17 protein-coding genes are annotated in these 25,293 nt (G+C 40.1%); 5 read left to right on the top strand and 12 right to left on the bottom strand.

Annotated elements, in window-relative coordinates:
• The first annotated feature begins 43 nt into the window (after positions 1 to 43).
• Positions 44 to 985, top strand: a complete 942-nt coding sequence (locus tag KXJ59_RS05095; RefSeq protein WP_295201862.1) for an aldose 1-epimerase — start codon at positions 44 to 46, stop codon at positions 983 to 985.
• A gap of 146 nt (positions 986 to 1,131) precedes the next feature.
• Here KXJ59_RS05095 and KXJ59_RS05090 read toward each other — a convergent pair whose 3' ends face one another.
• Entirely contained in the window at positions 1,132 to 1,518 is a 387-nt protein-coding gene (locus KXJ59_RS05090; RefSeq protein ID WP_295201860.1) for a RidA family protein, read from the bottom strand.
• Between the two features lie 68 nt (positions 1,519 to 1,586).
• Between KXJ59_RS05090 and KXJ59_RS05085 the strand changes: the two genes are divergently transcribed.
• The 4 genes from KXJ59_RS05085 to KXJ59_RS05070 all read left to right on the top strand — a co-directional run bounded on the left by KXJ59_RS05085 (position 1,587) and on the right by KXJ59_RS05070 (position 4,836).
• The gene (locus KXJ59_RS05085; RefSeq protein ID WP_295201858.1) at positions 1,587 to 2,210 is read left to right on the top strand and encodes a 3-hydroxyacyl-CoA dehydrogenase family protein; all 624 of its coding nucleotides are present in this window, start codon (positions 1,587 to 1,589) and stop codon (positions 2,208 to 2,210) included.
• Positions 2,207 to 2,881: a tRNA (adenosine(37)-N6)-threonylcarbamoyltransferase complex dimerization subunit type 1 TsaB gene (gene tsaB / locus KXJ59_RS05080; protein WP_295201857.1), complete on the top strand. Its 675-nt coding sequence runs from the start codon at positions 2,207 to 2,209 to the stop codon at positions 2,879 to 2,881. Before KXJ59_RS05085 ends, tsaB begins: the two co-directional genes overlap by 4 nt.
• A 115-nt stretch (positions 2,882 to 2,996) precedes the next feature.
• Positions 2,997 to 3,332 (top strand): metalloregulator ArsR/SmtB family transcription factor, encoded by a 336-nt coding sequence (locus tag KXJ59_RS05075; RefSeq protein ID WP_295201855.1) that lies wholly within the window; start codon positions 2,997 to 2,999, stop codon positions 3,330 to 3,332.
• An 88-nt stretch (positions 3,333 to 3,420) separates the two neighbouring features.
• A complete protein-coding gene (locus KXJ59_RS05070) occupies positions 3,421 to 4,836 on the top strand; it encodes an MBL fold metallo-hydrolase (RefSeq protein WP_295201853.1) in 1,416 nt (471 codons plus the stop codon).
• An 84-nt stretch (positions 4,837 to 4,920) separates the two neighbouring features.
• Here KXJ59_RS05070 and KXJ59_RS05065 read toward each other — a convergent pair whose 3' ends face one another.
• The 11 genes from KXJ59_RS05065 to KXJ59_RS05015 all read right to left on the bottom strand — a co-directional run bounded on the left by KXJ59_RS05065 (position 4,921) and on the right by KXJ59_RS05015 (position 25,257).
• On the bottom strand, positions 4,921 to 5,802 hold the full coding sequence (locus KXJ59_RS05065; RefSeq protein ID WP_295201851.1) for a lipid A biosynthesis acyltransferase: 882 nt from the start codon (positions 5,800 to 5,802) through the stop codon (positions 4,921 to 4,923).
• Between the two features lie 69 nt (positions 5,803 to 5,871).
• On the bottom strand, positions 5,872 to 7,467 hold the full coding sequence (gene nadB, locus KXJ59_RS05060) for an L-aspartate oxidase (protein ID WP_295201849.1): 1,596 nt from the start codon (positions 7,465 to 7,467) through the stop codon (positions 5,872 to 5,874).
• Positions 7,468 to 7,591: 124 nt separating this feature from the next.
• Positions 7,592 to 9,601, bottom strand: coding sequence for a (E)-4-hydroxy-3-methylbut-2-enyl-diphosphate synthase (gene ispG / locus KXJ59_RS05055; RefSeq protein ID WP_295201848.1), 2,010 nt, complete (start codon positions 9,599 to 9,601; stop codon positions 7,592 to 7,594).
• Positions 9,602 to 10,120: 519 nt separating this feature from the next.
• Positions 10,121 to 10,960 (bottom strand): DNA damage-inducible protein D, encoded by an 840-nt coding sequence (gene dinD, locus KXJ59_RS05050; protein WP_295201846.1) that lies wholly within the window; start codon positions 10,958 to 10,960, stop codon positions 10,121 to 10,123.
• Between the two features lie 624 nt (positions 10,961 to 11,584).
• A complete protein-coding gene (locus KXJ59_RS05045; RefSeq protein ID WP_295201844.1) occupies positions 11,585 to 13,771 on the bottom strand; it encodes a DNA/RNA helicase domain-containing protein in 2,187 nt (728 codons plus the stop codon).
• Positions 13,772 to 14,113 (bottom strand): nucleotide pyrophosphohydrolase, encoded by a 342-nt coding sequence (locus tag KXJ59_RS05040; protein ID WP_295201842.1) that lies wholly within the window; start codon positions 14,111 to 14,113, stop codon positions 13,772 to 13,774.
• A gap of 436 nt (positions 14,114 to 14,549) precedes the next feature.
• A complete protein-coding gene (locus KXJ59_RS05035; protein ID WP_295201840.1) occupies positions 14,550 to 17,318 on the bottom strand; it encodes a beta-L-arabinofuranosidase domain-containing protein in 2,769 nt (922 codons plus the stop codon).
• Positions 17,319 to 17,341: 23 nt separating this feature from the next.
• On the bottom strand, positions 17,342 to 19,012 hold the full coding sequence (locus tag KXJ59_RS05030) for a M1 family metallopeptidase (protein WP_295201838.1): 1,671 nt from the start codon (positions 19,010 to 19,012) through the stop codon (positions 17,342 to 17,344).
• A 123-nt stretch (positions 19,013 to 19,135) separates the two neighbouring features.
• The gene (locus KXJ59_RS05025; RefSeq protein ID WP_295201836.1) at positions 19,136 to 20,722 is read right to left on the bottom strand and encodes a RagB/SusD family nutrient uptake outer membrane protein; all 1,587 of its coding nucleotides are present in this window, start codon (positions 20,720 to 20,722) and stop codon (positions 19,136 to 19,138) included.
• Positions 20,723 to 20,831: 109 nt separating this feature from the next.
• Positions 20,832 to 23,786: a TonB-dependent receptor gene (locus tag KXJ59_RS05020; protein WP_295201834.1), complete on the bottom strand. Its 2,955-nt coding sequence runs from the start codon at positions 23,784 to 23,786 to the stop codon at positions 20,832 to 20,834.
• A gap of 313 nt (positions 23,787 to 24,099) precedes the next feature.
• Positions 24,100 to 25,257, bottom strand: coding sequence for a multiheme c-type cytochrome (locus tag KXJ59_RS05015; protein WP_295201832.1), 1,158 nt, complete (start codon positions 25,255 to 25,257; stop codon positions 24,100 to 24,102).
• Positions 25,258 to 25,293: the final 36 nt, after the last annotated feature.

The following is a 25,293-nucleotide window of genomic DNA, read 5'->3' as shown; positions in this document are numbered from 1 at the left end:
CAATCGTTAGTTTTTTGATGCCTAAGTTTACAAAAACAATTAGATGTCATTTAGTATACGGGAAGAAGGAACCAATAGCCAGAAAACAATTACGCTCTGTGATGAACAAACAGGAACAAGTGCAGAAATATTCTGTTTTGGTGGCTTATTAAATGCATTCACCATACAAACTGAAGGCGATCCTATTAATATTGTTGATGGTTTTAAAGATGTAGCTGATGCAAAAACAGAAATGAACAATGGCTTTAAAAGTGCGAAATTAAGTCCATTTGTATGCAGACTGCGTGCAGGTAAATACCGGTTTGAAGACAGAGATTTCACAATAGAAGGATTTCACCTGAGCGGACACGCCATTCATGGTTTGTTGTGTCATGCCATTTTTGAACTTACCGCTCAAGGTGCCGATACAGATAAAGCGTGGGTAACATTAACACATGAATATAAAGCAACAGATAAAGGTTATCCTTTCCCCTATACCATTGCAATTACCTGGACCTTGCATAAGAATCATTACCTGACTGTTACCACAACTGTTACCAACCTGCACGATGGTACTATTCCTTTTTCAGATGGCTGGCATCCTTATTTTGCAACAGATACAGGCATCGACAGTTCTATGCTGTCATTTAATACCAATAGAAAACTGGTATTTGATGATGAGCTGGTTCCAACAGGCGCAGAAGAAAAAGATGATCGTTTTTTAGCAGGAGCTTTACTTGACGGTATTCAACTCGATAATTGTTTTGTATTACCCTCGGATGAGCAAGGATATTGCTTGCTAAAAGGAAAAAAGATAAGTATCAGGATTGAACCAGATGCCAGTTATCCTTACCTGCAAATCTATACTCCACCACATCGCAAGAGCATTGCCATTGAAAATCTTACTGCCGCTCCTGATGCATTTAATAATAAAATAGGGCTTCGGTATCTTCAAGCGGGTGAAACAATTGCGTGTAGTACCGGTTATCGTATTGTATTACTATAACTTCTTTATAAATAAAATCTCCCCTTCTCCCTTTCTCTTTGTTAAAAAAGCCCTGCATAAACAGGCTCTCAAAAATGCTAAGTGTTATTAACAAAGAGAAAGGGAGAAGGGGAGATGAAGTTTTTTATTCTATTTTGAGAGTTGAATTATAAATCTACAACCGCAATCATGCTGATCTCAACATTTACATTTCTTGGCAATGTTTTTACGGCTACTGTTTCACGGGCTGGATAATCGCCTTTGAAATAAGCACCATATACTTCATTCACTTCAGCAAAATGGGCCATATCGCTCAGGAAAATGGTGGTTTTAACCACATGATCGAAAGTAATATGCACCTCTTCCAGCACCGCCGCAAGATTTTGCATCACCCGATGGGTTTCTGTTTTCAGATCACTGGTTAACAGCTCACCTGTAGCAGGATCAAAAGCAACCTGTCCGCTCAGGTATACCATACCATTGGCTTTTACAGCCTGATTGTAGGGGCCGATGGGTGCTGGTGCTTTGGAGGTTTTAATGATTTGCTTAGACATATTTCTCTTTTCTTTTGTGACTGGCAAATTGCTGTTTTTCTATCAACCCACCAACCTAAATTTGCAGCATGCAGATAGTGGTTAAAGCCTCAGCGCAACAACAAAAAGCATTTTTATCGAAATCATTGCCAGCCAACAGCCGTATTTACTGGTATGGCACAGATATTTTACCTGAAGAGGCTGATGTCTGGTTCGATCTTTGTTTTGAAGAAGAGGGTCCCGTTTTTCTGGAAATGACCGATAATATTGTATTTGCCAATGCAGTATTATCGCCAACACTAACACTGCCCGGGCATTATGTGCGTATTAATGCATGGAATGGTTTTCTCGAAAGACCTGTTACAGAAATTGCACATGGAGAACATGATGCCGCCGTTAAAACAATAATGGAGAAGCTGGACTGGTCATTTACCCTTGTACCGGATGTTGCAGGAATGGTATCGGCAAGAATCATTAGCATGATTATAAATGAAGCTTATTTTGCCTGGGGCGATGAGGTAAGCAGCAAAGTTGATATAGATACCGCCATGAAACTCGGTACCAATTATCCTTTTGGTCCCTTCGAGTGGTGTGAAAAGATCGGCATCCATAAAATTCATCAGTTGTTAAGCATACTTTCAAAAGAAGATGAACGATATACACCGGCACCTGCATTGGTTGATGAATATGCCCAACTCAATAAAAAAGCATGAGTTATATCCTGAATATAGATACAGCTACAGAAAGCGCAGGCGTTTGCCTGAGCAGGGGAAATGAAGTGTTGACCATATTGACGAGTACTGATCAAAAAAACCATGCTTCTTTTATTCAGCCCGCCATTGCATCTGTTATAAAGCAAACAGGTATTGCTTTACCCGATCTTTCAGCCGTTGCAGTTACGGGTGGGCCGGGTAGTTATACCGGTTTGAGGGTAGGTATGGCCACGGCAAAAGGTATCTGTTATTCACTTAAAAAGCCTTTGATTGTTATTAATACCCTGGAAGTTATGACTGCTGCGGCCATTGAAAAAGCGGGGGATGAAATACAACTGTTCTGCCCTTTGATAGATGCCAGAAGAATGGAAGTTTTTACCGCTGTTTATGACCATTTCTTACAAAATAAGCTGGCGCCTCAGGCTATGTTGCTTGAAAAACAATCCTTTACGAATTTCCTTGAAACAGGTATTATGCTGTTTTCCGGAAGCGGTATGAAAAAATTTAGTGAAATATCAGGACACCCGAATGCAAGGTTTGTTGATGTGCAACATCATGCCGGACATCTGGCCCAACTTGCCTTCGAATCCTTTATAAATGGGCATTTTGCAGACCTGGCTTATACCGAACCACTATACCTGAAAGCATTCTTCGATACCTCCAAAAAATAGGTTTTCGCTGCCTCTTCCTTTGGTATATAAAAATTTTGCTATAAAACTCTAAAAATATACATACCTTTATTTGTACAATTTTAGTTTGTTAACCCCCCATCATAACTTAATTGTCATGAGCCAATCATTGCAATCCGTTGTTTTAAATAACGGGAAAAATGCGATAAAGGTGGACTTTCTTCATACAAAGAAAGCGGCCCTTATCCTACGTTCAATCAATCACAAACTCCGACAGCAAATCATCAAATTACTTGACGATCATCAAAAAATGACGGTTACAGAAATTTATGTGAAACTTCGCCTGGAGCAGTCTGTAGCCTCGCAACACCTCGCCATTCTTCGACGAGCCGGTATTGTAAGCACTACAAGAGACGGTAAGTTTATCTTCTACTCCGTGAACTACAACCGGTTAACCGAAGTGGTTGCTTTTGTAGAATCACTGGTTGGTTGACAGTTTTACTGACATTACGCCTGTTTTTTCGTAATTGATAAGGGTCTGGCCTGATCCTTGGTCTTATCTTTGCCTAAACTCGCGAAATATGTTTGTAAAACAACTATATACAGGCTGCTTAAGTGAAGCAGCATACTATATTGAAAGCGACGGTATTGCCGCCGTTATTGACCCCCTGCGCGATATTGAAGAATATCTTGCACTCGCTAAAGAACGCAATAGCACGATCCGTTATATTTTCGAAACCCATTTTCATGCAGATTTTGTAAGCGGACATCTCGACCTTGCCGCTGCAACCGGCGCAACTATTGTATATGGTCCTGCCACACAAACCAGTTTCCCTGTACATGTGGCCAAAGACGGGGAAGTATTTGAAATAGGGAAACTACAGGTACAAGTATTACATACACCCGGTCATACACTCGAAAGCAGTTGTTACCTGCTAAAAAATGAAGAAGGGAAGGATCATGCCATTTTCACAGGAGATACTTTATTTGTAGGTGATGTAGGCCGGCCCGATCTCGCACAAAAAACCAATGAAATTACCATGGAAGACCTGGCAGGCATGATGTATGAAAGCCTGCAAAATAAAATCATACCCCTGGCAGATGATGTAATTGTGTATCCGGCCCATGGTGCCGGCAGCAGTTGTGGTAAAAACCTGGGGCCTGAAACATTCAGCACTATTGGTGAGCAAAAAAACAGTAACTACGCTTTACAACAGCAAAGCAAAGAAGACTTTATCAAAGCAGTTACAGATGGCTTATCTGCCCCACCACAGTATTTCCCGATCAATGCACGTATCAATAAAGAAGGATATGACAGTATAGACGCTGTACTCAGCAAAGGACTGACCGCTTTAGATATCCCTGATTTTAAAAATAAACTAAGTGAACCTGATATTATTTTAGTGGATACAAGAAACGCTTCTGTGTTTACAGAAGGCTTTATTCCCGGCGCTGTTTTTATTGGTCTGGAAGGTCGTTTTGCAGAATGGGCCGGTAGTTTGCTCCCTTTTGACCAGGAGATTATTTTAGTAACTGATGAAGGAAAAGAAAAAGAGAGTATCGTAAGACTGGCACGTGTAGGTTTTGAAAAATTTGGTGGCTTTTTAGCCGGCGGTTTTGAACATTGGAAAAACAGCGGTGAAACCATTGATATGATTATCGATGTAGAAGCCGATGAACTGGCTATGGATTTGCCCTTTGATGATCAGATAGTGATTGTTGATGTAAGAAAAGTTCCGGAATATGCAGATGGTCATATTAAAGAGGCACTCAACATACCATTAGATGAATTGTCTGACCCCGGAAGCATGGCTCATCTTGAAGACAACCATAATATTTATGTACACTGCGCAGGTGGTTACAGAAGTGTAATAGCAGCTTCCCTCATGAAAAGACAAGGCATTCATAACCTCAGAAATGTAGTGGGCGGCTGGAGCAAAATAAAAGAACTCAAGGATAAGTTTAAGTTCGAAAAATCGAAGGAAGTCTTGAATTGATGTAGGATGTATGATGTCTGATGTCTGATTTGCATTAGTAAATCATTGCATAGTTATATCAGACATCCTACATCCTACATTTCCTCATACCATAAGGTGTTTATACTTTTCATACTCATGCGACCATTTCCATCGTCTGTGGCTCCATAAATAATTGGCAGGAATTTTTCGTACCGAATCTTCTACTTTTTTTACCAGTAATTTTGTGAGTGCTCCATCGGCATATTCGTTCGGGTTGGTTGTAACCAATTCAAAGTCGAGCTTGTAATACCCTCGTTTTACTTTATAAAAATGCGCATACACTATAGCTGTATTGTTCATTTTAGCACCTTTCTCCGGCCCACGTGCAAAGGGAGCAGGTTTGCCGAAGAAGTGGGTCCAGTAAGCTTTTCCGGGGTTACCTGGGTTCTGGTCTGCTACCAACCCAAGGGCATAACGGTTTTTGGCATAGAAGTGAAAGTTATTCTTGAACTCATTGGCTGGCACCAGTAGACTACCAAATTTTGTACGCAGCTTATAAATTAACCTGTCAAAGGATTTATTACTCAATGGCATATAGACTCCTATAAAAGGAAACTTACTATCAAGAGACACTCCCAGATTCGCAAATTCCCAGTTAAAATAATGTCCGGCAACAATCTGTACATTCTGACTTCCTGCATATAAATTATTCAGCACGTCGATATTTACAGTAAATCTTTTTCTGAATACTTTTTCGGAAACAGAAAGTAGTTTAATAGTTTCAATAAAACTGTCGATAAAATTGTGGTAAAAATCTTTGGCTATGCGTTTACGTTCTGCTTCGGTTTTTTCGGGGAAAGCGATTTCAAGATTCTGGAATACTACTTTTTTCCGATATCCGATTACATAAAATACAAGCAGGTATAACCCATCGCCAATCAAATACAATACCCGCCATGGCAGCAGCGAAAGGAGATAAAAAAGACCGTAAACGATGGGGTACATGATTTTTGATTTTTTGACCTTTTGATCTTTGATTTAAAATCGACAAATCAAAGATTAAAAAATCAAAGATTATAAAATAATATTCTGCAGCAGGTTACTTTTTTGCTGATGATCGGTATTATAGTGTAGTCCCCTGCTTTCTTTTCTGAACTGTGCGCCTTTTACAATGAGATACCCTACGGTAATCAGGTTTCGCAGTTCACATAATTGTGGCGATACCTTTGTAGTACGATAAAGTTCTTCTGTTTCTGCATACAGCAGGTCAAGGCGTTTCATAGCTCTTTCCAAACGCACATCGGTTCTAACGATACCAACATAATCGCTCATGATCTGCTGTAATTCTTTCAAACTCTGTGTAATCAGAATCATTTCCCTTGGGTCTGTTGTACCGGTAGTTTTCCAGTCGGGAACTGCTTCTTCAAATGAAATATGCGCTATTGCTTTGATACTATCGAGGTAGCAACGATGGCCAAATACCATGGCTTCGAGTAAGCTGTTACTGGCCAATCTGTTGGCGCCATGCAGGCCGGTACTGGCACATTCTCCGCAGGCATATAAATTCATCACAGATGTTCTGCCCCATTCATCTGTTTTAATGCCCCCACAACTATAATGCGCTGCCGGTGCAACGGGTATCATTTGCTGCATTACATCGATACCAATACTCAGACATTTTTCATAAATATTCGGGAAGTGATGGATAAACTTTTCTTTATCCATATGCCGGCAATCCAGGTACACATGTTCCGTACCTGTTTTTTTCATTTCATTATCAATGGCGCGTGCTACAATATCGCGGGGGGCCAGGTCTTTACGTGAGTCATATCGCTCCATAAAAGCTTCCCCATTTTTATTGCGTAAAATGCCCCCGTCGCCCCTTACTGCTTCTGTTATGAGAAAAGATGGAGAAGTACCAGGTTCATAGAGGGCAGTTGGATGAAACTGTATAAATTCCATATTTTCAATTCTTCCCTTGGCACGGTAAACCATTGCAATACCATCACCTGTTGCAATTTTAGGATTGGTAGTGGTTCGGTAAGCCTGACCACAGCCGCCTGTTGCAAGCAGGGTAATTTTTGCCAGAATTTTTTCAATCTGGTTGGTATGAAGGTTCAATACATAAACCCCGTAACAGGTAATATCATTCGTTGACTTGGTAACCAGAAAACCCATGTGGTGCTGTGTAAGGATGTCCACCACAAAACAATGATTAACGAGTTCAATATTAGGTACCCGTTTCAATTCGTCGAGCAGTGCACGTTCCATTTCCTGGCCGGTTACATCTTTGTGATGCAGTATCCTGTTTTCGCTGTGACCGCCTTCTTTGCCTAAACTATATTCCCCTTTTTCATTCTTGTCGAACTCTGCTCCGTAGGATATAATTTCCTTGATTCTTTCGGGGCCTTCTTTAACTACTATTTCTACTATTTCCTCATTGCATAAGCCATCGCCCGCAATGAGTGTGTCTTCAATATGTTTATCGTAGCTATCCCTGTTTTCATCCCATACACCGGCAATACCTCCCTGTGCATATTTGGTATTGGTTTCATCGGCCTGTGTTTTGGTAATGACTGTAATTTTTTTGTCAGGGAAATAACGTGCTGTTTTAAGCGCATAAGTTAACCCTGCAATACCTGATCCTATAACAAGAAAATCTGTTTGCATAAATTATCCCTCTCTCTGCGTAACCTTTGCTTCCTCTCGTTCTCTGCGGTTAAAAAATCAGTTTTGATATTAACGGAGTTTCACCGCAGAGAACGAGAGGCAACGGAGTTCACGCAGGGTTATTTTAGGATGCAGGTTCTACCCATGCACCATTTTCTCTTAAAATATTGATTAGTTCTTCTACTGCCACTTCACTCTCAACATTCCTCTTTACCACTTCCTTCCCTTTATACAGGGTAATTTTCCCTACCCCACTGCCTACATAACCAAAGTCGGCATCAGCCATTTCACCCGGGCCATTTACAATACAACCCATGATGGCAATTTTCACCCCTTTCAAATGATTGGTTACTGAACGGATTTTTGCAGTAGTTTCCTGTAAGTCGAACAAAGTTCTGCCGCAACTCGGACAGGAAATATATTCTGTTTTGGATATGCGTGTACGTGTGGCCTGTAATATGCTGAATGCGGTTGCATTTACAAATTGTTCAACAGAAGTGTTCGATACATAATTTCTTCCGCTGGTATCTGAACTCACCGAAGCTGCCTGCTCATAACTCTTTCCGGTCATACCAAAACATACACCATCACCAAAACCATCCAGTAATAAGGCGCCTGCCTCTGTTGCATAATGAATCAGGTGTTCGTCGGTTGTTTGCCAGTTACTGTCTACAATGAGTACCACAGGATTTTGTATTTTTTGTTCCTGCAGTTCAACAAACATTCTTCTCACCGATGGCATAGCGTGATCGTTGGTACTGCTTAAACAGAGAACCACCGTTTTATCTGCTGCCAGTTCTTGCAATTGTGCGGCAGGTGGAATAGTGCCATCGTTATAACAATCAATCATCACAAAATTCAGCGTCTTACTCCTGTCCGGATTGTTGAGGTATCCATTGATATCATCAATCGGACAATATTTTTCCTGATCCTTTGCCTGTTTCCATATTTGCGGATAAACAATCACTTTCAATGTACCGGGTAAAGCAAAATCGAGTAACTGATCGCCGGTGAAAATATAATCGGCGGCAGTATCGCTGATATTCCATTTATCGGTAACTGCATCGTAGCTATACCCTACTCTTTCTAATGTTGCGGGTGCTATCTTTCCTGCTTTACTCAAATCAGCTATTACCACAGGCACTTGCTTACCTCCAATATTTGCTACTTCAAAACTTTCTCTGCGCTGATAGTTAAAGGGGTTGTAAGTAATTTTTTCAATGACAGGAATATGCTGTGTCGTTCTTTCTTTTGCTGTATACCTTTTCACCAGATCGCGGCAAACGGGTATTTCAAATTCGGGGTCTTCTGTTAAACTTACCCTTACTGTATCGCCGATACCATCTTCCAGCAAGGTTCCGATGCCTGCTGCACTTTTTACCCTGCCATCTTCACCATCACCTGCTTCTGTTACGCCGAGGTGCAGCGGATAACACTCTCCAAATTCTGCATCCATCTGTTGTATGAGTAAGCGGTATGCCTGTACCATTACCTGCGGGTTACTGGCTTTCATGCTCAGTACAATATTGTGATAGCTTTCGTAACGTGCAATCCGTAAAAACTCCATGGCACTTTCTACCATACCCATGGGTGTATCGCCATAACGGCTCATGATACGATCGCTGAGTGAGCCATGGTTGGTTCCGATACGCATAGCAGTACCATGTTCTTTACAGATGCGTACCAGTGGTGTAAACTTCTCCTGAATTCTTTCTATTTCTTCTGCATAATCGGCGTCGGTATACTCTATCAGTTCAAATTTCTTTTTGTCTACATAGTTACCAGGGTTTACCCTTACTTTCTCCACGATTCTGGCGGCTATTTCGGCAGCATTGGGGGTGAAATGAATATCGGCTACCAATGGGGTATTATAGCCCCTTTTACGCAGCTCATTTTTAATATGCAACAGATTTTCCGCTTCTTTTTTACTGGGTGCCGTAATGCGCACCAGTTCCGCCCCGGCTTCTATACAGCGTATGCTCTGCTCTACCGTTGCCAGGGTATCCATGGTATCGGTAGTGGTCATGGTTTGTAAGCGGATGGGGTGGTTATTGCCTAATAAAAGATCACCAATACGCACTTCCCTGGTCTTCAACCGTTTGTACTGTGTAAGCGAATGACAGTATGCTTGCATAAATGAGATATGAGGTACAAATTTAACAGGAAAAGGGCACAATGGTTGAATAGGATTAAAAACTGTTCTTGCGCTTAAAAGTATCTGATTCAATTTTTTGAGTATCCAGATAAGCTGCATTTCGTGAAGCATCATGCTATCAGTAACCATGCTGAACCAGCGCCAATTCGGACCATTTTGTTGACGTCAACAAAATGGTCTGAACCCATATCCTCATTGGCTTTCCAGTTTTTTTACTTTTCTTGTTGCAGAGAGGTAAATCGGTACTTATAATACATTGCGGCCCGCTAAAACCAGCTACAGCGATGAGCTTTCTATATTGAATTAAAGCACCCACTAGCATATTTGTTGCCATCAGGTAATTTTTTAAGCAGGTGTTTTATAAACCTGCTTCGCAAGCCCAACCATTTGCTCCACTAATAGCAGATTGTCTAAAACAACCACCAGTCTTGGCTCGCTACTCATGGCTCATAGCTCTCAGCCTTTTTTCCCCGAACAGCACTACTTATAATACTACGCTTATTTCCTTTTCAGTTTTTTCTTTGAAATTTCGGTATCAATTAACTTTACTCTTCGTTCTAATTTTTTGATATCTTCTTCAGGAGGTAATCCTTCCGGCTTAATGCCACTTTTCCCCAATAATCCTCTTACATCTTTGTTATTTTTCATGTGTTCAACAACAATGTTTTTCTCTCCTTTCAGGTTGTTTTTCTTTACATTGAAATTAGTAATTTCAGTTGCCAGTTGCTTGGCTGTAATTGTAATGGTTGGTAAGAAATCGGCTAATGGTCTCTTTTCTGCAATACCCAATTTTCTTTTCATAGCACTGGTATTAAATCCACCAAACAATGCCCAGTCGCCTTTGCTACGAATATTTGCAAAGCCCTTGCTGTCGACACCTCTTTCGTAAACATTTTTAGACAACTCAGTTTCAGTAGCTGCCAGTTTTTCTCTTGCTCTTAATCTTTCATTCAGTTTTATTCGTTCTTCGAGCAATTCCTGTTTACGGGTCTGAATAGCAAAATAGCTTTGAGCAAAAGCAATGGGTTCTTTTTTAGGATCACCATTTTGAGCAATCAGGTAACAGGCATAACGGGTGAGCATTATATCGTCTACCAGCTTCTCTGCACCCGATCCAATTCTGACCATTTTGTTGACGTCAACAAAATGGTCGGAAACCGCTTCACCAGTGGTTTTGCAACTTTCTTTTGCTTTGTCAACAGCATTCAAAAAATTACGCCATTCAGCATAACCCAACAAAATTTGAAGTTCGCGTGCAAGCCAGTAATCAATACCGTCTTCTTCGCAGGCATATTCTTCAAAAGCCTTGCTTAGTTTTATAATGGTATCTCTTTCCATATTTGTTTAATGATTCATTTTTAAAAATTACATTCAGGTAAATACTTTTGAATAAACATTTTCAGTTCACTGTATGAACCTCCTTTCAAGCAGTTTTTATTTAATTTATTTTCAGGAAATGTCATGTTGCGCTCTCCCGAATGTAATTACAAAATATCATGAAAAACAGTATATAGACTGTTTACTATCGTTGATAGAACAGGCTGTTGACAGTTTAGAAAAAATGGCAGATTTCTTGTACTTTTTTTCTGTTTTGGAGAAGATAATAGAATGAGGTTGGCGATGTTTTTTTTAGCAAGTACCGCAATAATTAGTTTCTATGCGTACCTCGCTGTGGTTTATTTGTCGTGATGAATGAATTTTATTTTATACAAATGATCTTCTAAATTAAAGACGAAATTTTTGTATCCTGCCTCCTTGCATATTTCATGAATTTTATGCTCTTCTGTTATGGTTATTGGCATTAGGTGAGCGAGGAAAATATGAGAGATTTAATAGTTAGTTATGAAAGCTTCTTTTTCTGGTAGTAGTAAAATCGCTTTGCCTATAAATAGCCTTCGGAGATAAGAAATTTTTGGAAAGTTTCGGAACTTTCCAAAAGTTAATCGTAATGATTTATTTTATTTAAGATTGGCATTTACCTAAAACTTTAATAAATACGCCTACAACTTTTAAATTGATCGTTTCTTCATCTCGAAGAGTGATGACCGAATAATCTTTGTCAGATTTTGGTATCAGTACAATTTCCTCGTGCTTCCAACCTTCTTCTGATTCAACTTTCTTGCTTGCATATTCTTTAACTGTATAATTTGATCCTGTATCAGAGTCGGTAAAATCAGTCATTTCAACTAATACGATTTTACCATTTCTTGTTCCACCAGAATACTTTTCAAATAAACAAATTGAGTCATTGGGAATTATTTTATTCATGGATTCGCCAATAACTCTGCAAGCGAAATAATCTTTCTTTATATAATTTTCAGTTTCAAGTTCAATATACCTTATGTTCTCAACCTGTTGTTGTGAGGAGAAAGTACCCGCTGCAATTTTAAGATCGTAATAAGGAATTGTACGATCGTTAGGGACATCTAGCAATTGAATCAATTGGCTTTTATCATTATTGGCCTGCGTTTTTATAAATTTAGACAAATACGCATTTAAATTTTTATTAACTGCGAAAATATAAGTTCCCTTTATTCCTCGAAGTAAAATTGTTTTATAGATATTAATGATATACTCCTTCAGAATAAGTTCATCAGTTATCGTGTTTTTGCCGGCCTTATCCTTATACCGATCTTTATAAACAACCAATTCCTGATTTTCAAAATCATAATCAATTTCTGGCCCTATAATTACACCCACATAATTTAAGTCATACCCTTGCGTAGTGTGAATGCACCCAACTTCATTTATTGAATTTGGTGAGTTCACCCAATCAACTGCCACACTATTCCATTTTAGTTGGACATTACCAATTTTTATGTCAAACTTATTTTTATCTTTTTTTGATACCCATTCCCAAGCGTAACCAGCAACTAATCTTGAAAGTCCCTCTGCCTTCTCTCTTATATTAATTTCCCTTACAAGATCATCGGGGTTGTCAAACAACCTTAAGTCAAAATCTAAAGATTTAAAGGGCATTAATTTCTTAAGGTTCGCATCGAATAAGTTGTGTATGAAATTCACATAATTAATCCCACCCCTTGACCGAAATTGGGTTTTTAAAGTCTCTATTCTTGTTGTTTTATCATTTTCAAGCTCAACAAATCTTTCTCTTTGTACATCCGAAGGTTTTATGGATTGAAACCGATCGTAAAAAATGAGACATTTATTCGACTGATGTAAAACCCAATCTAATTCTGAGCAAGTATTTTTATCAAACCCAAATTTTGCAGAAGTAATATCAAACGGTTTAAAATATGGTCCGAGATTAACCCGCCGCCTCAATCTATGTCCTTCATCAACAACAATTAAATCATATTTCTTTTTAGCTAAGTCTGAAGGACCTATTACCATGTCAGAAGATAGGCCTTTGATGTTTTTAAAAACCTTCGAAATGGTCTTACGGAAAGATGACATAGGAATCACAAGAGCCATAGTCATACTAGCGTATTTCAACTTTACTTGATCGACCAACTTGAAAAGCTCTTGATCTTCCTCGTCAAAATCCGAAAAGTTAAAGTCATCAAGATTCGTCTTTAAAAGTTTAAAAATAAAAATAGCAAGAATGGATTTCCCGGTTCCTGCACCTCCTTGAATTAAATTGGTTTTAGCTTTATCATCTAAAAGACAAGTTAAGATCATTTTTAAACCTGAAATTTGTTCTGTTGATAATGACTTGTAAGGAGAATATTTAAATAGATCTGAATTATCAATATGTTCCAATGAATGTCTTGCGATTCCAAGACCTCTTAGTTCGCTCCAGATATCCTTAAAGATATTCCAATAAACTTCTTTCTGCTGATAATAGCGATGATTGGTTATTCCCAAATTCCCATTTTGCAATGTATATATCCCATCTGCAGCAATGTATCTGATTAAATAGGATTCAAGATCTAATGCTGCAGACTTGTTAAAGAATTCACTTAAAACAAGATGCACGTTTGTGTTTTTTTGCTTCTGATCGTTCTTGGAATGTGTTTTAAGCCTATTAACTACATCAGTAGTCTCACCAACATATGCTTCTTTAGACTTCTGATTATTAAGAAAATACACAACAGGCCAAGACAAGTAGTCTCTGTGGTTTTCAATCAATTCACTTTCAATATTTGAATCGAAGTCGTAATTATATATGTCGAATTTTTTGTGCATTTATAAATCGGTGTACTTGTCTGCTTTGCCTTTTGCTTTATCAACAGGGTATTTTTCGTTATTCTTTTTGATTTTTTCTGAAATTATTTCAAATGGATCCAAATGATGTTTGTCAGCTAACAAAAACGCAAAAGATAATATGTCAGCCAACTCTTCTTTAATTTTTTCTATGCTGACACTCTCGCTTTCTGGCTTCTCTTTCCAAAGAAACAACTCATTTAATTCGGAAGCTTCAATAGAGATTGCCAAGGCTAGATTTTTTGAGTCATGAAACTGTTGCCAATCTCTTTCATCTCTAAATTTTAAAAGCTGTGATATCGTCTCTTTATATTTTGTGTCCATGTGTTGTAGAATTTTAGTTCTATTTTGTCATTCATATTTATTTAATTAGGGTGACGCCTAACTCATAAATATACAAACCTTTTTTATAATATCAAGTTGCGTGTATTTTCTTAAACAAATGAATAATAATGCCTTATAAATTATTGCGTCACTCAAAAAAAGTTCGCATATCTACACCTAACATATATCCTCTATTAATTGTATGCAGGTAACCGAACGTAGTTCTACTATCGTTATGTCTCAATCAGTTTTGCAATTTCGTACTGATCGTCTGTTGAACTAATCTATCATTACTTTACAAAATATAGTACTCCTCTTTTAGATACGTTTGTCTCTCTTTGGTCTCATTCATATTAAAGTTATAAATCACAAAATAAGCCTGCATTCTTACGAATACAGGCTTAAACGATAAACGCCAAAACAAAACGCTAAAAACTTATTTATTAGGTTTCTCCTTTATCCAGATGGCAGACGCTACCGGTCTGTTCTGAATTCTTTGCGGAGGTTCATTTGCTTCTGTAGGCAATGTAGTAGTTGTTGCAGCAGGCATTTTCCCATCCAGTCGATTGGTTCTCGCATAGTTGGGTATAGCCAGCAATGGCGTCCCATCTTCCCACTGACCCTTAATCACCAGCATGCCACGGAGGAAATTATCTCTCCACTCCATCGCCAGTGGTTTTTGGGTATCAATCGCTTTATTAATGTCTTGTCCGTCTGCTGATTCCACATTATAAATCAATGGCCCGAAACGCAATGCTACACGGCCACGGTTGGCTTCAATTCTTGTATCGGCATGAAACTTCTGTACTTCCATTGGCATTTCCAGCTCAATCTTATCGCCTTTTTTCCAGGTACGTTTAATAGCTACATAACCTTTGTTTATTTCAACAGGCACATTCTTGCCATTTACTTTCAGGTATTTCAACCCTTTCACTTCTTTATCAGGTGTGTACAGTTCACTGGTAGTTCTGTTGGGTACACGCACATAAACCGTAAACGCTGAGCTTACTTTAGGATTCACCGTAATGGCCACAGCGCCTTCCCATGGGTAATTGGTTTTCTGTACCATTTCAATATCTGTTCCTGCCACACGCTCTACGTTTATGGTACTACCTATATACATATTTACATAAATAGCTTTGGGGTCAGTTACATAGGTCCATGTAGGCACCATTAATAAGGTACGTGGAATATTACCTACGCAGCATGGACAAACATGCCATGGATCTCTCGGTTGTGCTTCTGATAAACGATTCGTATAATAGAAATTCTTTCCATCCAGATCCAGTGAACCCAGTAATGCATTGTACATGGTTTCTTCATACAAGTCAGCATACTTGGCATCGTGATAAGCCAGGTTCATTTTATACTGAAAGAAAATTAAACCCGCACTGGAACATGATTCGCAATAGGCATTGTTACGCAGAGAATAGTTAGGGCCAAAACCTTCTGATGTTTCACCACTGCCGATACCACCGGTTAAGTAATATTTTTTATTGATCAGGTTATTCCATAACGACATAACCGCACTCTGATAATCTACATCACCTGTTTCTGCAGCCACATCGGCCATTGCTGAATAATTGTATGTTGCTCTTACCGCATGACCTACTGCTTCATATTGCTGTTGAACCGGTACATGGCTCTGGTCGTACTCGCTACCATTCTTGCGGCTGTCGAGCAGGAATTTAGCCAGTTTTACATAGCTGTCGCCCCGGCCATTTTTCTCCATATCGTTTACAAAACGGCCAAAACGTACGAGCGCCTGTTCCATTTCCTGGTGACCATCGTACCATTCTTTCTGACCCGCACCTGTTCCGATATTTTTTACCCAGCAGTCTGCCAGTTTTTTGGCTGCATCATATAAACGTCTGTCTTTACCATTGGTTAAGGTGTAATGGTTGATGGCAGATTCAATAAAATAACCTGCAACATATCCTTCATGATCGCCACGGTTACGTGGGGCCCAGCGGTCTTTCCAGCGGGTGGTGTCGCGTAATGTATAAGCTGTATGCAGGTACCCGTCAGATTCCTGTGCCGCAAGAATAATGGGGATCCATCTTTCCAGTGCATCTTTCATTTTTGCCTGAGCTGCAATAATTTCTTTATCGCCCTGAGGATCTACCATCAATGCAATACAGATTGATTCAACAGTCTGGTGTACCCATGCATTGGAGAATACATACCCTTTATGACGTGCATGTGGTTCACCGCGTAATGCCTTCGCAGCTTCAATAAAATTATCAAGACCACCCTGGCCAATGGTTAAATCGGTTCTTTCATTCTGTGCAATACAATAAGGTATCCAGTTAACGATCATGGCTTTTGCACGATCGTTCCAGAGTTTATTGTCTATTTTATATTTTTTGGTATACACCACATCCAGCCTTTGTGCAGGTGGCGGGTTATGTACTTTTACTTTGATGCTTGATGTTTGAGACAGGTTACCTTCAGTAGCAGTCATCGCTAATTCATAATCGCCAATGGCAGTAAAATTTGCGGTTGATTTTAGTGAACCGGCATCACTAAACTGTACGGTACCCGGACCTGATACTTTCTTCCATTCAATTTTAGATACAGGTGAAACAGATTTTACAGAAGCATCCAGATAAGTTTTACCGTTGATGATTACATCTCTGTCAATACCCGCAGACACAAGCGGTTTGGGGTTGGGTGAATTGGGTGTTTTGGTTACCGCCCATTCCAGCAAAGTTGTCACGCCACGGTCTGCAGAATCGAGATCAATGCGCATACGCGTAGTGGTGATTTCTTTGAATGTGGTTGTATTGAGTTGATTATTTTCTTTACCAAGTCCCTGTGCATTTTCTACCGGAACAAATGCAGTACCATTCCAGTAGGAAACACGGTATTGCTCTGGCAACCGAACATTGTTATTAAAATTCCACCAGAATAAACCTATTTCACTGGTACTAACAGGTTCCTGCCATTCATATTGCACCCAGATATTGGCGCGTGGGGGACGGTTATTACCACCGCCGCCCTGGCGGTTGTTGCCAGTATTAACAGGCGTTTTCTGATCATTCAATCCCTCTACGCCAAAACCTCCGCGGCTTGAACTGACTTTCGCCACTAATGCCAGATTAGGTTTGCCGGTAAGCGACTGCTGTGCTTTTGCCGACGTTATAAAACCCGTCAACAGCATCACCTGCAGTAATCCTGTAAAAATGAACTGAAACTTTTTCATTGCTCTCCGAATTTTTTAGTGAATTATTTTATTTGTACAGGGTCTATATAATACATACTCTTTACTGCCTCCACAGTCAGCATCAACAACTCATTTGCTTTCAATTCAGTTGTTGCCCATTCATCTGTTGGCAATAACTTTAATACAGTCGTATTGTTTGTAAGAACTACCGGCAGGTTAAATCCAGGGATACAGTTGGTATAACGATAACGAACCGTATTACCCTTTACCTCGAATTCAAATTTTGGTATTGCGGTATTCCTTAAGTACTGATCAAATACTTTGCTGTAATCGAATCCAGCTTTTTCTGAGATATAGTTTTCTACCTGTGCAGATGTTACCGTCTGGTGATAAAAATCTTTATTTAGTCCACGAAGAATCTGTCTGAATTTTTCACTATCGTTCATGCTGTGTTTAATAGCATGTAAGAGGTTGCCTCCTTTCGGATACATATCTCCGCTGCCTTGTGCATTTACACCATAAGTTGTTGGAATAATCGGTTTATCGTTCCTGATACCTCTTCTGATACCTGCATTGTATTCGTTACCTGCCTGTTCGCCGAAAATATAATCTACAAATAAGGTTTCGCTGTAGTTGGTAAAACCTTCATGCACCCACATATCGGCCAGGTCTTTTGAAGTAATATTATTACCGAACCACTCATGGCCGCTTTCATGAATTACTATAAAGTCCCATTTCAGTCCCCATCCTGTTCCCGATCCATCTCTTTTTCTGTAACCCGGCTGGTACCAGTTGCCATAAGCAACGGCGCTCTGGTGTTCCATACCGGTATGTGGTACATCAATTAACTGGTAACCATCTTCATAAAACGGATAAGGGCCAAACCAGTACTCAAAACTTTTCATGGTATTGTGTACTTCTTTGGGCAGGTAGTTTTTTGCTTTCTGTTCGTTATAATCAAGTACCCAATAGTTGAGATCGAGTTTACCTTTCTCACCCTGGTACACTTCTTTAAAGTTGATATATTTTCCGATATACGGAATGATATTGTAGTTGTTGATCGGATTGATGACTTCCCAACGATAGCTGGTAGTACCATCTCCGTGTTTGGTTGTTTTTTTCAACCTGCCATTACCTATGGCCATCAAAGTATCTGGTACACGCATGGTGAGTGATGCTCCCTTATCAGGTTCATCACTCTGGTGATCTTTACAGGGATACCATATAGAAGCGCCTGCTCCACCCTGACAGGTTACCGTCATCCAGGGCCTGCCTAATGAATCTTTGGTGAAAGTCCAGCCACCATCCCAGGGAGCACGGATGGCTTCATGAGGGGTTCCGCTGTAGTGTATGGATAATTTTCCGCTTGTTCCTTTTTTCTGATCAGCAATATCAATCAGCCATACCGATCCTTCTTTTTTAAAACTGTATTTTTTTCCGGCTGCATCTTTTACCTCATCAATCTTCAATGGATCTTTCAGATCGATCTGCATTTTAGTTGAGCCATTATTTTCTACCACCGTATAACTGATGGTATTAACTCCTTTCAATGTTTTGGTGAGATAATCTGGCTGTACTTCCAGATCGTACCTTGTCAGGTTCCACCAGGCTCTTTCAGGAGTGATGGTACCACGCAGTGAATCGGTTTTTGTAAATGCCCGCTGGTTTTGCGCCTGCAGTATTCCTGCTGTACAAACAGAAAAAACAAGTGTAAGAAGGAGTTGATGTTTCATATATGATGCTTTTCTCTGGTGAAGATACTCAGGGTATTTGAACAGCAAGACCTGCAATTGAACTGTTTGCAGGCCTTGCTATTGCTTAATACCTAAAACCTAAACCTATGAGAAAGACTTTTATTAATAGCCCGGGTTTTGCTTAAGGTTAGGATTCGTCAGCAAAGAGTTAGCCGGTATCGGGAAAATATTCCTGAAAGTAGCTGATGGTTTATGAGAGAACCAGCTCTTTCTGTGAAACACCCCGAAACGGATAAGGTCTTGTCTGCGTTTTGCTTCAGCAGCGAACTCCCAGCCTAATTCATCCAGCATTCTTCCGAAAGGAATATCGCCACCACCTTCTACAGTAGTTTGTGCACCATTGGCCCACTCACCATATGAGTAGCTGCTTCCCTGTTGTAATTGTGCTGCGGTTACAGTTGCTTTTGCAGGATTGGCCGCAAAATTTCTCGCACGTACCTGTGTAACAATTGTAGCAGCCTGAGCAGCATCTCCGGTGCGTAATAATGACTCTGCCTTCATCATCAGTACATCAGCATAACGCATCAATGGAAAGTCAACGCTTGAACCACCACGCATACCTGCTTTGATTTCATATTTACCAATTCGGAAACCCTGGTTTGATGTACTTGAAGCAATACTGGTTACCGTTTTAACATAGTTAATAACCAGTGCACCTGTAGTGGCATTGTATTGAGGACCCATGATCCATGTATCTCTCAAACGTCTGTCATCCGGATCATAGGTATCGATAAACTGAGGCACTGCGCAGTTACCACCCCATGGCTGCACCTGCATCGGATATACCAACTGCATCAGTGGATCCAGTGTTTTCATGTGTAGGTTACTCTCTGTTGCAAAAATTTCATCATAAGGAACCGCAAAAATGGTTTCTTTTGAATTTTCATTGGTAGATGAGAAATTCTCTTTGTACGTATTTGACAGTGAATACTGATTAGCTGCAATAATATCATTACACTGCTGTATACACTCAGCCCATTTAGATGTACCTGTGTATACTTGTGCATTCAGATATACACGAGCCAGAAACGCTTTTGCAGCCCAACGTGTCATACGGCCATACGTTGCTTTAGAAACAACAGGTGAAAGATTGGGAATCGCATCTGTAAATTCCTTTACAACGAAATCGTACACCTGCTGACGTGTTCTCTGAACAGGTAAGCTGGTGTCTTTAAAGTCTGTAACGACAGGTACATTACCATGATTATCCAATAACAGATAATAATAGTAAGCACGTGCTGCTTTCAACTCGGCAATGATGGCATCTTTTCCACTCGGAACAGGTATTTCACCTGATTCGATCTGGAACAATACCCTGTTGGCATTGTTGATACCAGTATAACAACGGTTATATAAACCATTAGGCTGACCCTGCGTGGGTGTCCATACGTGTTCATGCATACGGCGATAAGTACCACCATCTACCCATCCGTTCGGACGGGCGGGTGTTACAATCTGGTCGGCCGCCTCTTCCTGCAGGTCGAAAAGTCCCTGCCAACTGGCGGTATTGGCACGCAATACAGTGTATACGGGTGCAATCAACGCAGGTACATCCTGTGCAGTTGCCTGAAAATTTTGTGCCAGTAATTCTGAATACACTTCTTCATCAAGCTTTGTACAGCTGTTCATTAACATGGTGCCAGCCAGCGCTGCTGTAAGGAACCATTTATGATTATTATATGTTTTCATTTGCGTCGCTTTTATTGATTTGAGCCAAATGGAATTCGCCAGTAAAAATGGTAGCGGTATTCACACTTGCAATTGGCTCATTTCATGATTTATCGTTTCTTTTATCAGATTATAATGTTACCAATGCACCTAAAGTGAATGTGCGTGTTGTTGGATATTTATCACGCTCATCATTACCAGGAGCCAATCCACCCCTGTTTACTTCAGGATCAATTCCTTTGTAACCGGTAATAGTGAACATGTTCAGACCTGAAGCATAGATGCGAAGTGACTTCACATATTTGTTGCTTTTCAGGTTTACATTATACCCCAATGTGATGTTATCAATCTTCCAGTAATCACCATTTTCTATGTAGTGGCTAACATATGCCTGTGAATTGGTAAGCCTAGTTTTACCATACACTTTATCGAATGCAGATAACAATACATTATAGTTACCGAGGATCTGTGGCTGCGAGTTTTCATAGAACATACGCTGGAAGTTCAGGATCTGGAAACCAAAAGCACCACGCATCAATACACTCAGGTCCCAGTTTTTGTAACGAACAGTGTTGTTCCAGCCAGCATAATACTTAGGTAAGCCATTACCCAGGATTTTCTTGTCTTCCTGACGAGCCTGGCTATATGGTTTTGGTTTACCATCTGCTCCTTCAATGATCCACAAACCGTTGGCATCAATATCAACTGATCTGTAACCATGGAAATTTCCGATAGGACCACCTATATCTACTCGGTGCGTATAATCCTGTACCGGCTCACCAGTACCACCTGCTGTAAAGAAGTTGGCAGTAGTTCTGAACTGGTTATTAGATAAGCTAACCAGTTTGTTTGAGTTGGTAGAGAAGTTTACACTGGTTTCCCATGAGAAGTCTTTTTTCTGGATAGCATTGAAGTTGATCAATACTTCCACACCTTTATTCTCCATTACCCCCACGTTTGCGAGGATACTGTTAAAGAGGTAGGGAGGAACAGGTACGCTGTAGTTGTATAACATATCGCGTGTTGTTCTCTTATAAATATCAATTGTAGTACTCAGTCTTCCTTTCAGGATAGACAGGTCGATACCAAAGTTAACTTCCTCTTTTTTCTCCCATCTTAAATCCGGGTTAGGGTTACGTACCGGAGACAGTGACTGAATCCATACACCATTATCCAGGAAACGTGTTCCGTAGTTCAAACTGGTTTGAGATAAGTATGAGTTACCCGGCGCAATACCAGTAACACCAAAGCCTGCACGAACTTTCAGGTCATGAATAAAAGTTACATCACGGAGGAATGATTCATTCTTAACACGCCATGCAGCAGATACAGCCGGGAAAGTACCCCATTTGTGGTTGGCTCCAAATTTAGAAGAACCTTCACGACGAACACTTGCAGACAATAAATACCTGTCGCTGAAATTATAATTCACACGGCCAAAGAAACCAATTAATTTGCTTGAAGACTGGAAGCTGTTCATAGATGCTTCACCTCTTCCTAAGGCATTACCGGCTTGCAAACGGTTGTATGAATATTCATCAGTTGGGAAGTCCCAATTTGATACAGAAAAATCTTCATCACGCTGATCCTGATAGCTATAACCAGCCAATGCTACTACACGATGTTTACCAAAGCTCTTGGTATAATCCATAGTAAACTCCAACAGGTTATCTTCACCGGCACTGGTACTTCTTGAAGCATTACCGTTTCTTCCGTTTTTAGTAGTAGACACGTGTTTCTTTGTTTCAGAGAAACCAGACAATGATTCATTCTGCACATTGGCCACCAATAATTTGGCATTCAGTCCGCGTGCTATATTAGCAGTAATACTTGCAGATAAACGTGTTTCCTGAGATTCATTTCTCGCAATTGTTTCCATCAGGTAAGCCAATGGATTATCATAGAAATAAATATTCCGCTCTTTCCAGCGACCCTGGAAATCGTACACACTGTCTGTTGGGTTACGGATTACAGACTGACGATATACGTAGCTGTTAAATCCACCATCATCATTACGCTGACGACTGATTACGTTCAGGTTTACTTTTACTTTTCCATCAAGCATGGTATGATTTACATCAGCACGTAAAGTAAGTTGACGATTCACTGAATTAAGGAACATACCTTGCCAGTTACGATAGTTTACATTGGCAGTGTAACTGGTTTGTCTGTTACCTCCCTGGAAAGTGAGGTTATGTGTCTGGCTGAAAGGAGTAGGTCTTGAGATTTGTTCAAACCAGTCTGTATTCAACCCATAATCAATAAATGGATATCCTTCTTTTCCAAACTGACGAAACTCCTCCGCATTCAGGAAGCGGGGGCGTCTTGCAATGGTCTGGATACTTGCATATGTATTGTATTCAACAACCGATTTACCACCACCCTGAATTTTACGGGTTGTGATAAGGATTACACCGTTGGTACCGCGGGTACCATAGATTGCTGCTGCAGAACCATCTTTTAATACGTCAATCGACTCGATATCTTCAGGAGAAACAGAGTTCAGGTTACCCGGAACTCCATCAATCAATACTAATGGAGAAGTAGAAGCATTCAAGGTAGTGATACCTCTTAACTGAATCTGTGTACCGGCAGTAGGAGAACCAGAAGAAGTAGATACGGAAAGACCGGCCACTTTACCCTGAATTAACTGGGCGGCATCTCTTACAAATCCTTTTACAAAACTTTCCTGTTTTACGCTCGACACGGCACTGGTCAGGTCTGCTTTCTTTTGCGTACCATAACCTACTACCACCACTTCATCAAGACTATTGATGTCTTTGTTCAGTTTTACTGATAAAGTATTCAGTCCTTTTACCGGAACAGAAAGGGTAACATATCCAACGAATGTAATATCCACTATTGCATCGTCGGATGGAACAGTGATACTGAATTTACCATCTGCATCCGAACTGGTTGCAGTAGTAGAATTTTTTACCGTTACAGTGGCACCCTGAAGAGGAGCACCTGAAGAGGCGTCCGTAACTACACCCGTTACTGTTTTGGGAGGGCTTCCCCAACGGGCATTTGCTGCATTTACAACCAGCAGCGAAAGAAGCAGAAAACATCCAAGTAGATTTTTCATAATGCAAGCGTTTTATTAAAGGTCAAATTGACACTTAAAAGTATTTTTAATGTTTTACGATTCCGGCTAATATTTTAACTAATCCTCAACGTATTTTAACCAGTTTAAAATATGGCCGCGAAAGCATTGATATACAAGGGTTGTGTCAAATGAACACTTATATGACTGGCATGTATTGTATTTCACTCAATACCACCTTATTGGTTAATTAAAGAGAAGGGAAAGTTAATTTTTGCAAACATTCTGATGCAGCGATTTTCAAAATGTCGCAAGTCGATTTTTTACGGAATTTCAAGGCTGTATTTTTCAGCGTTTAATCACGAACACTTTTTAAATACTTTATAGTAGCATCTGGATATTTAGCTATTAAATGCGAACGAACCAGATTGGAAATATTGCCAGCCTGCTCGGTTTGGAGACTAATAAGTTTTGATGGTGTAGCGGGCATATGACAATCAATACAATTATTTACGATGGTTGCTCCCAGTTTTGGTGCCATCTTACAGAACTGTTTGCTGTTTTGCTGGTGACAACTCATACAGCGCGTTGAAAAAATTTTGAGATCGTTTCTTTCTGTTTTGTGTGGGTTATGACAAGTACCGCAAGACATGGTTTCTACTGCTCCCTTAAAACATTTACTCGCCATCAATAACTGATACTGGTTGCCATGCACATCTAATGTTGCAGGTTCTTGTTTAACTGTATCTGGCTGGTAAAAATCTTTCAGGAGATTGCCGGGTTTAAAAAGAAAAGGAGACCGTATGGGTTCGCGCAAACCTGAATGACAGGTAGCACAGTTTTCCATTTTTTGAGTATTCGTAAGATTTTTATAGGTCAGAATATACTTAGCCAGTTTCTCTGCCGGATGCTCCTGTTGGTATGCCACGTGTGCCGCTGCAGGACCATGACACCTCTCACAATCAATCCCATAAATAACCGAGTTTTTATTTAACTGGTCAACGCGATATCCTTTTTCCTCCCGCATACCAGTGCGGTCTACAAATGATGCATGACATTCAAAACAACCAATCGGAACAACCCTGTCGAAACGAACACGATCCGTCGGATAGTTCGGGCTATTCACCCAGCATTTACCAATAACTGAATAAGTAACAGGTAACTGACATGTATTACTATCCTGCCAATACAAAAATGTTTGTGCTTTTCTTCCCGATCCGATCACTATATCAAAAGGAAAAGAGGCTTTAGGTTGACCTGCTTCGTATGCAGTCTGGAAAAATTTACCCTCTTTTGATTCCATCACTACTTCAAGATCTGTTTTATAGTGAAACCGGTTACTGTCTGCATGAAAACTACCAGTTATATTTTCTGCACTGGCAGGAGTAGTGGTTCGGCTATGGGCGGTTTTCGTATAAGAATCAACAATACCTGCATGACAACTGATACAGGCCGAAGAGCCTGCATAACCCATTCCTCTCGGATCTTTTTGAATGGCATTTTTTTGCTGCATACAAAACTGAAACAGAAAGGCTGTTGCAACCAAACA

The sequence above is a fragment of the Sediminibacterium sp. genome, from assembly GCF_019264485.1.
In the GTDB taxonomy this organism is placed as follows: domain Bacteria; phylum Bacteroidota; class Bacteroidia; order Chitinophagales; family Chitinophagaceae; genus Sediminibacterium.
The sequence above is the reverse complement of the archived record's forward strand: the minus strand, read 5'-3'. Positions and strand labels throughout refer to the sequence as shown.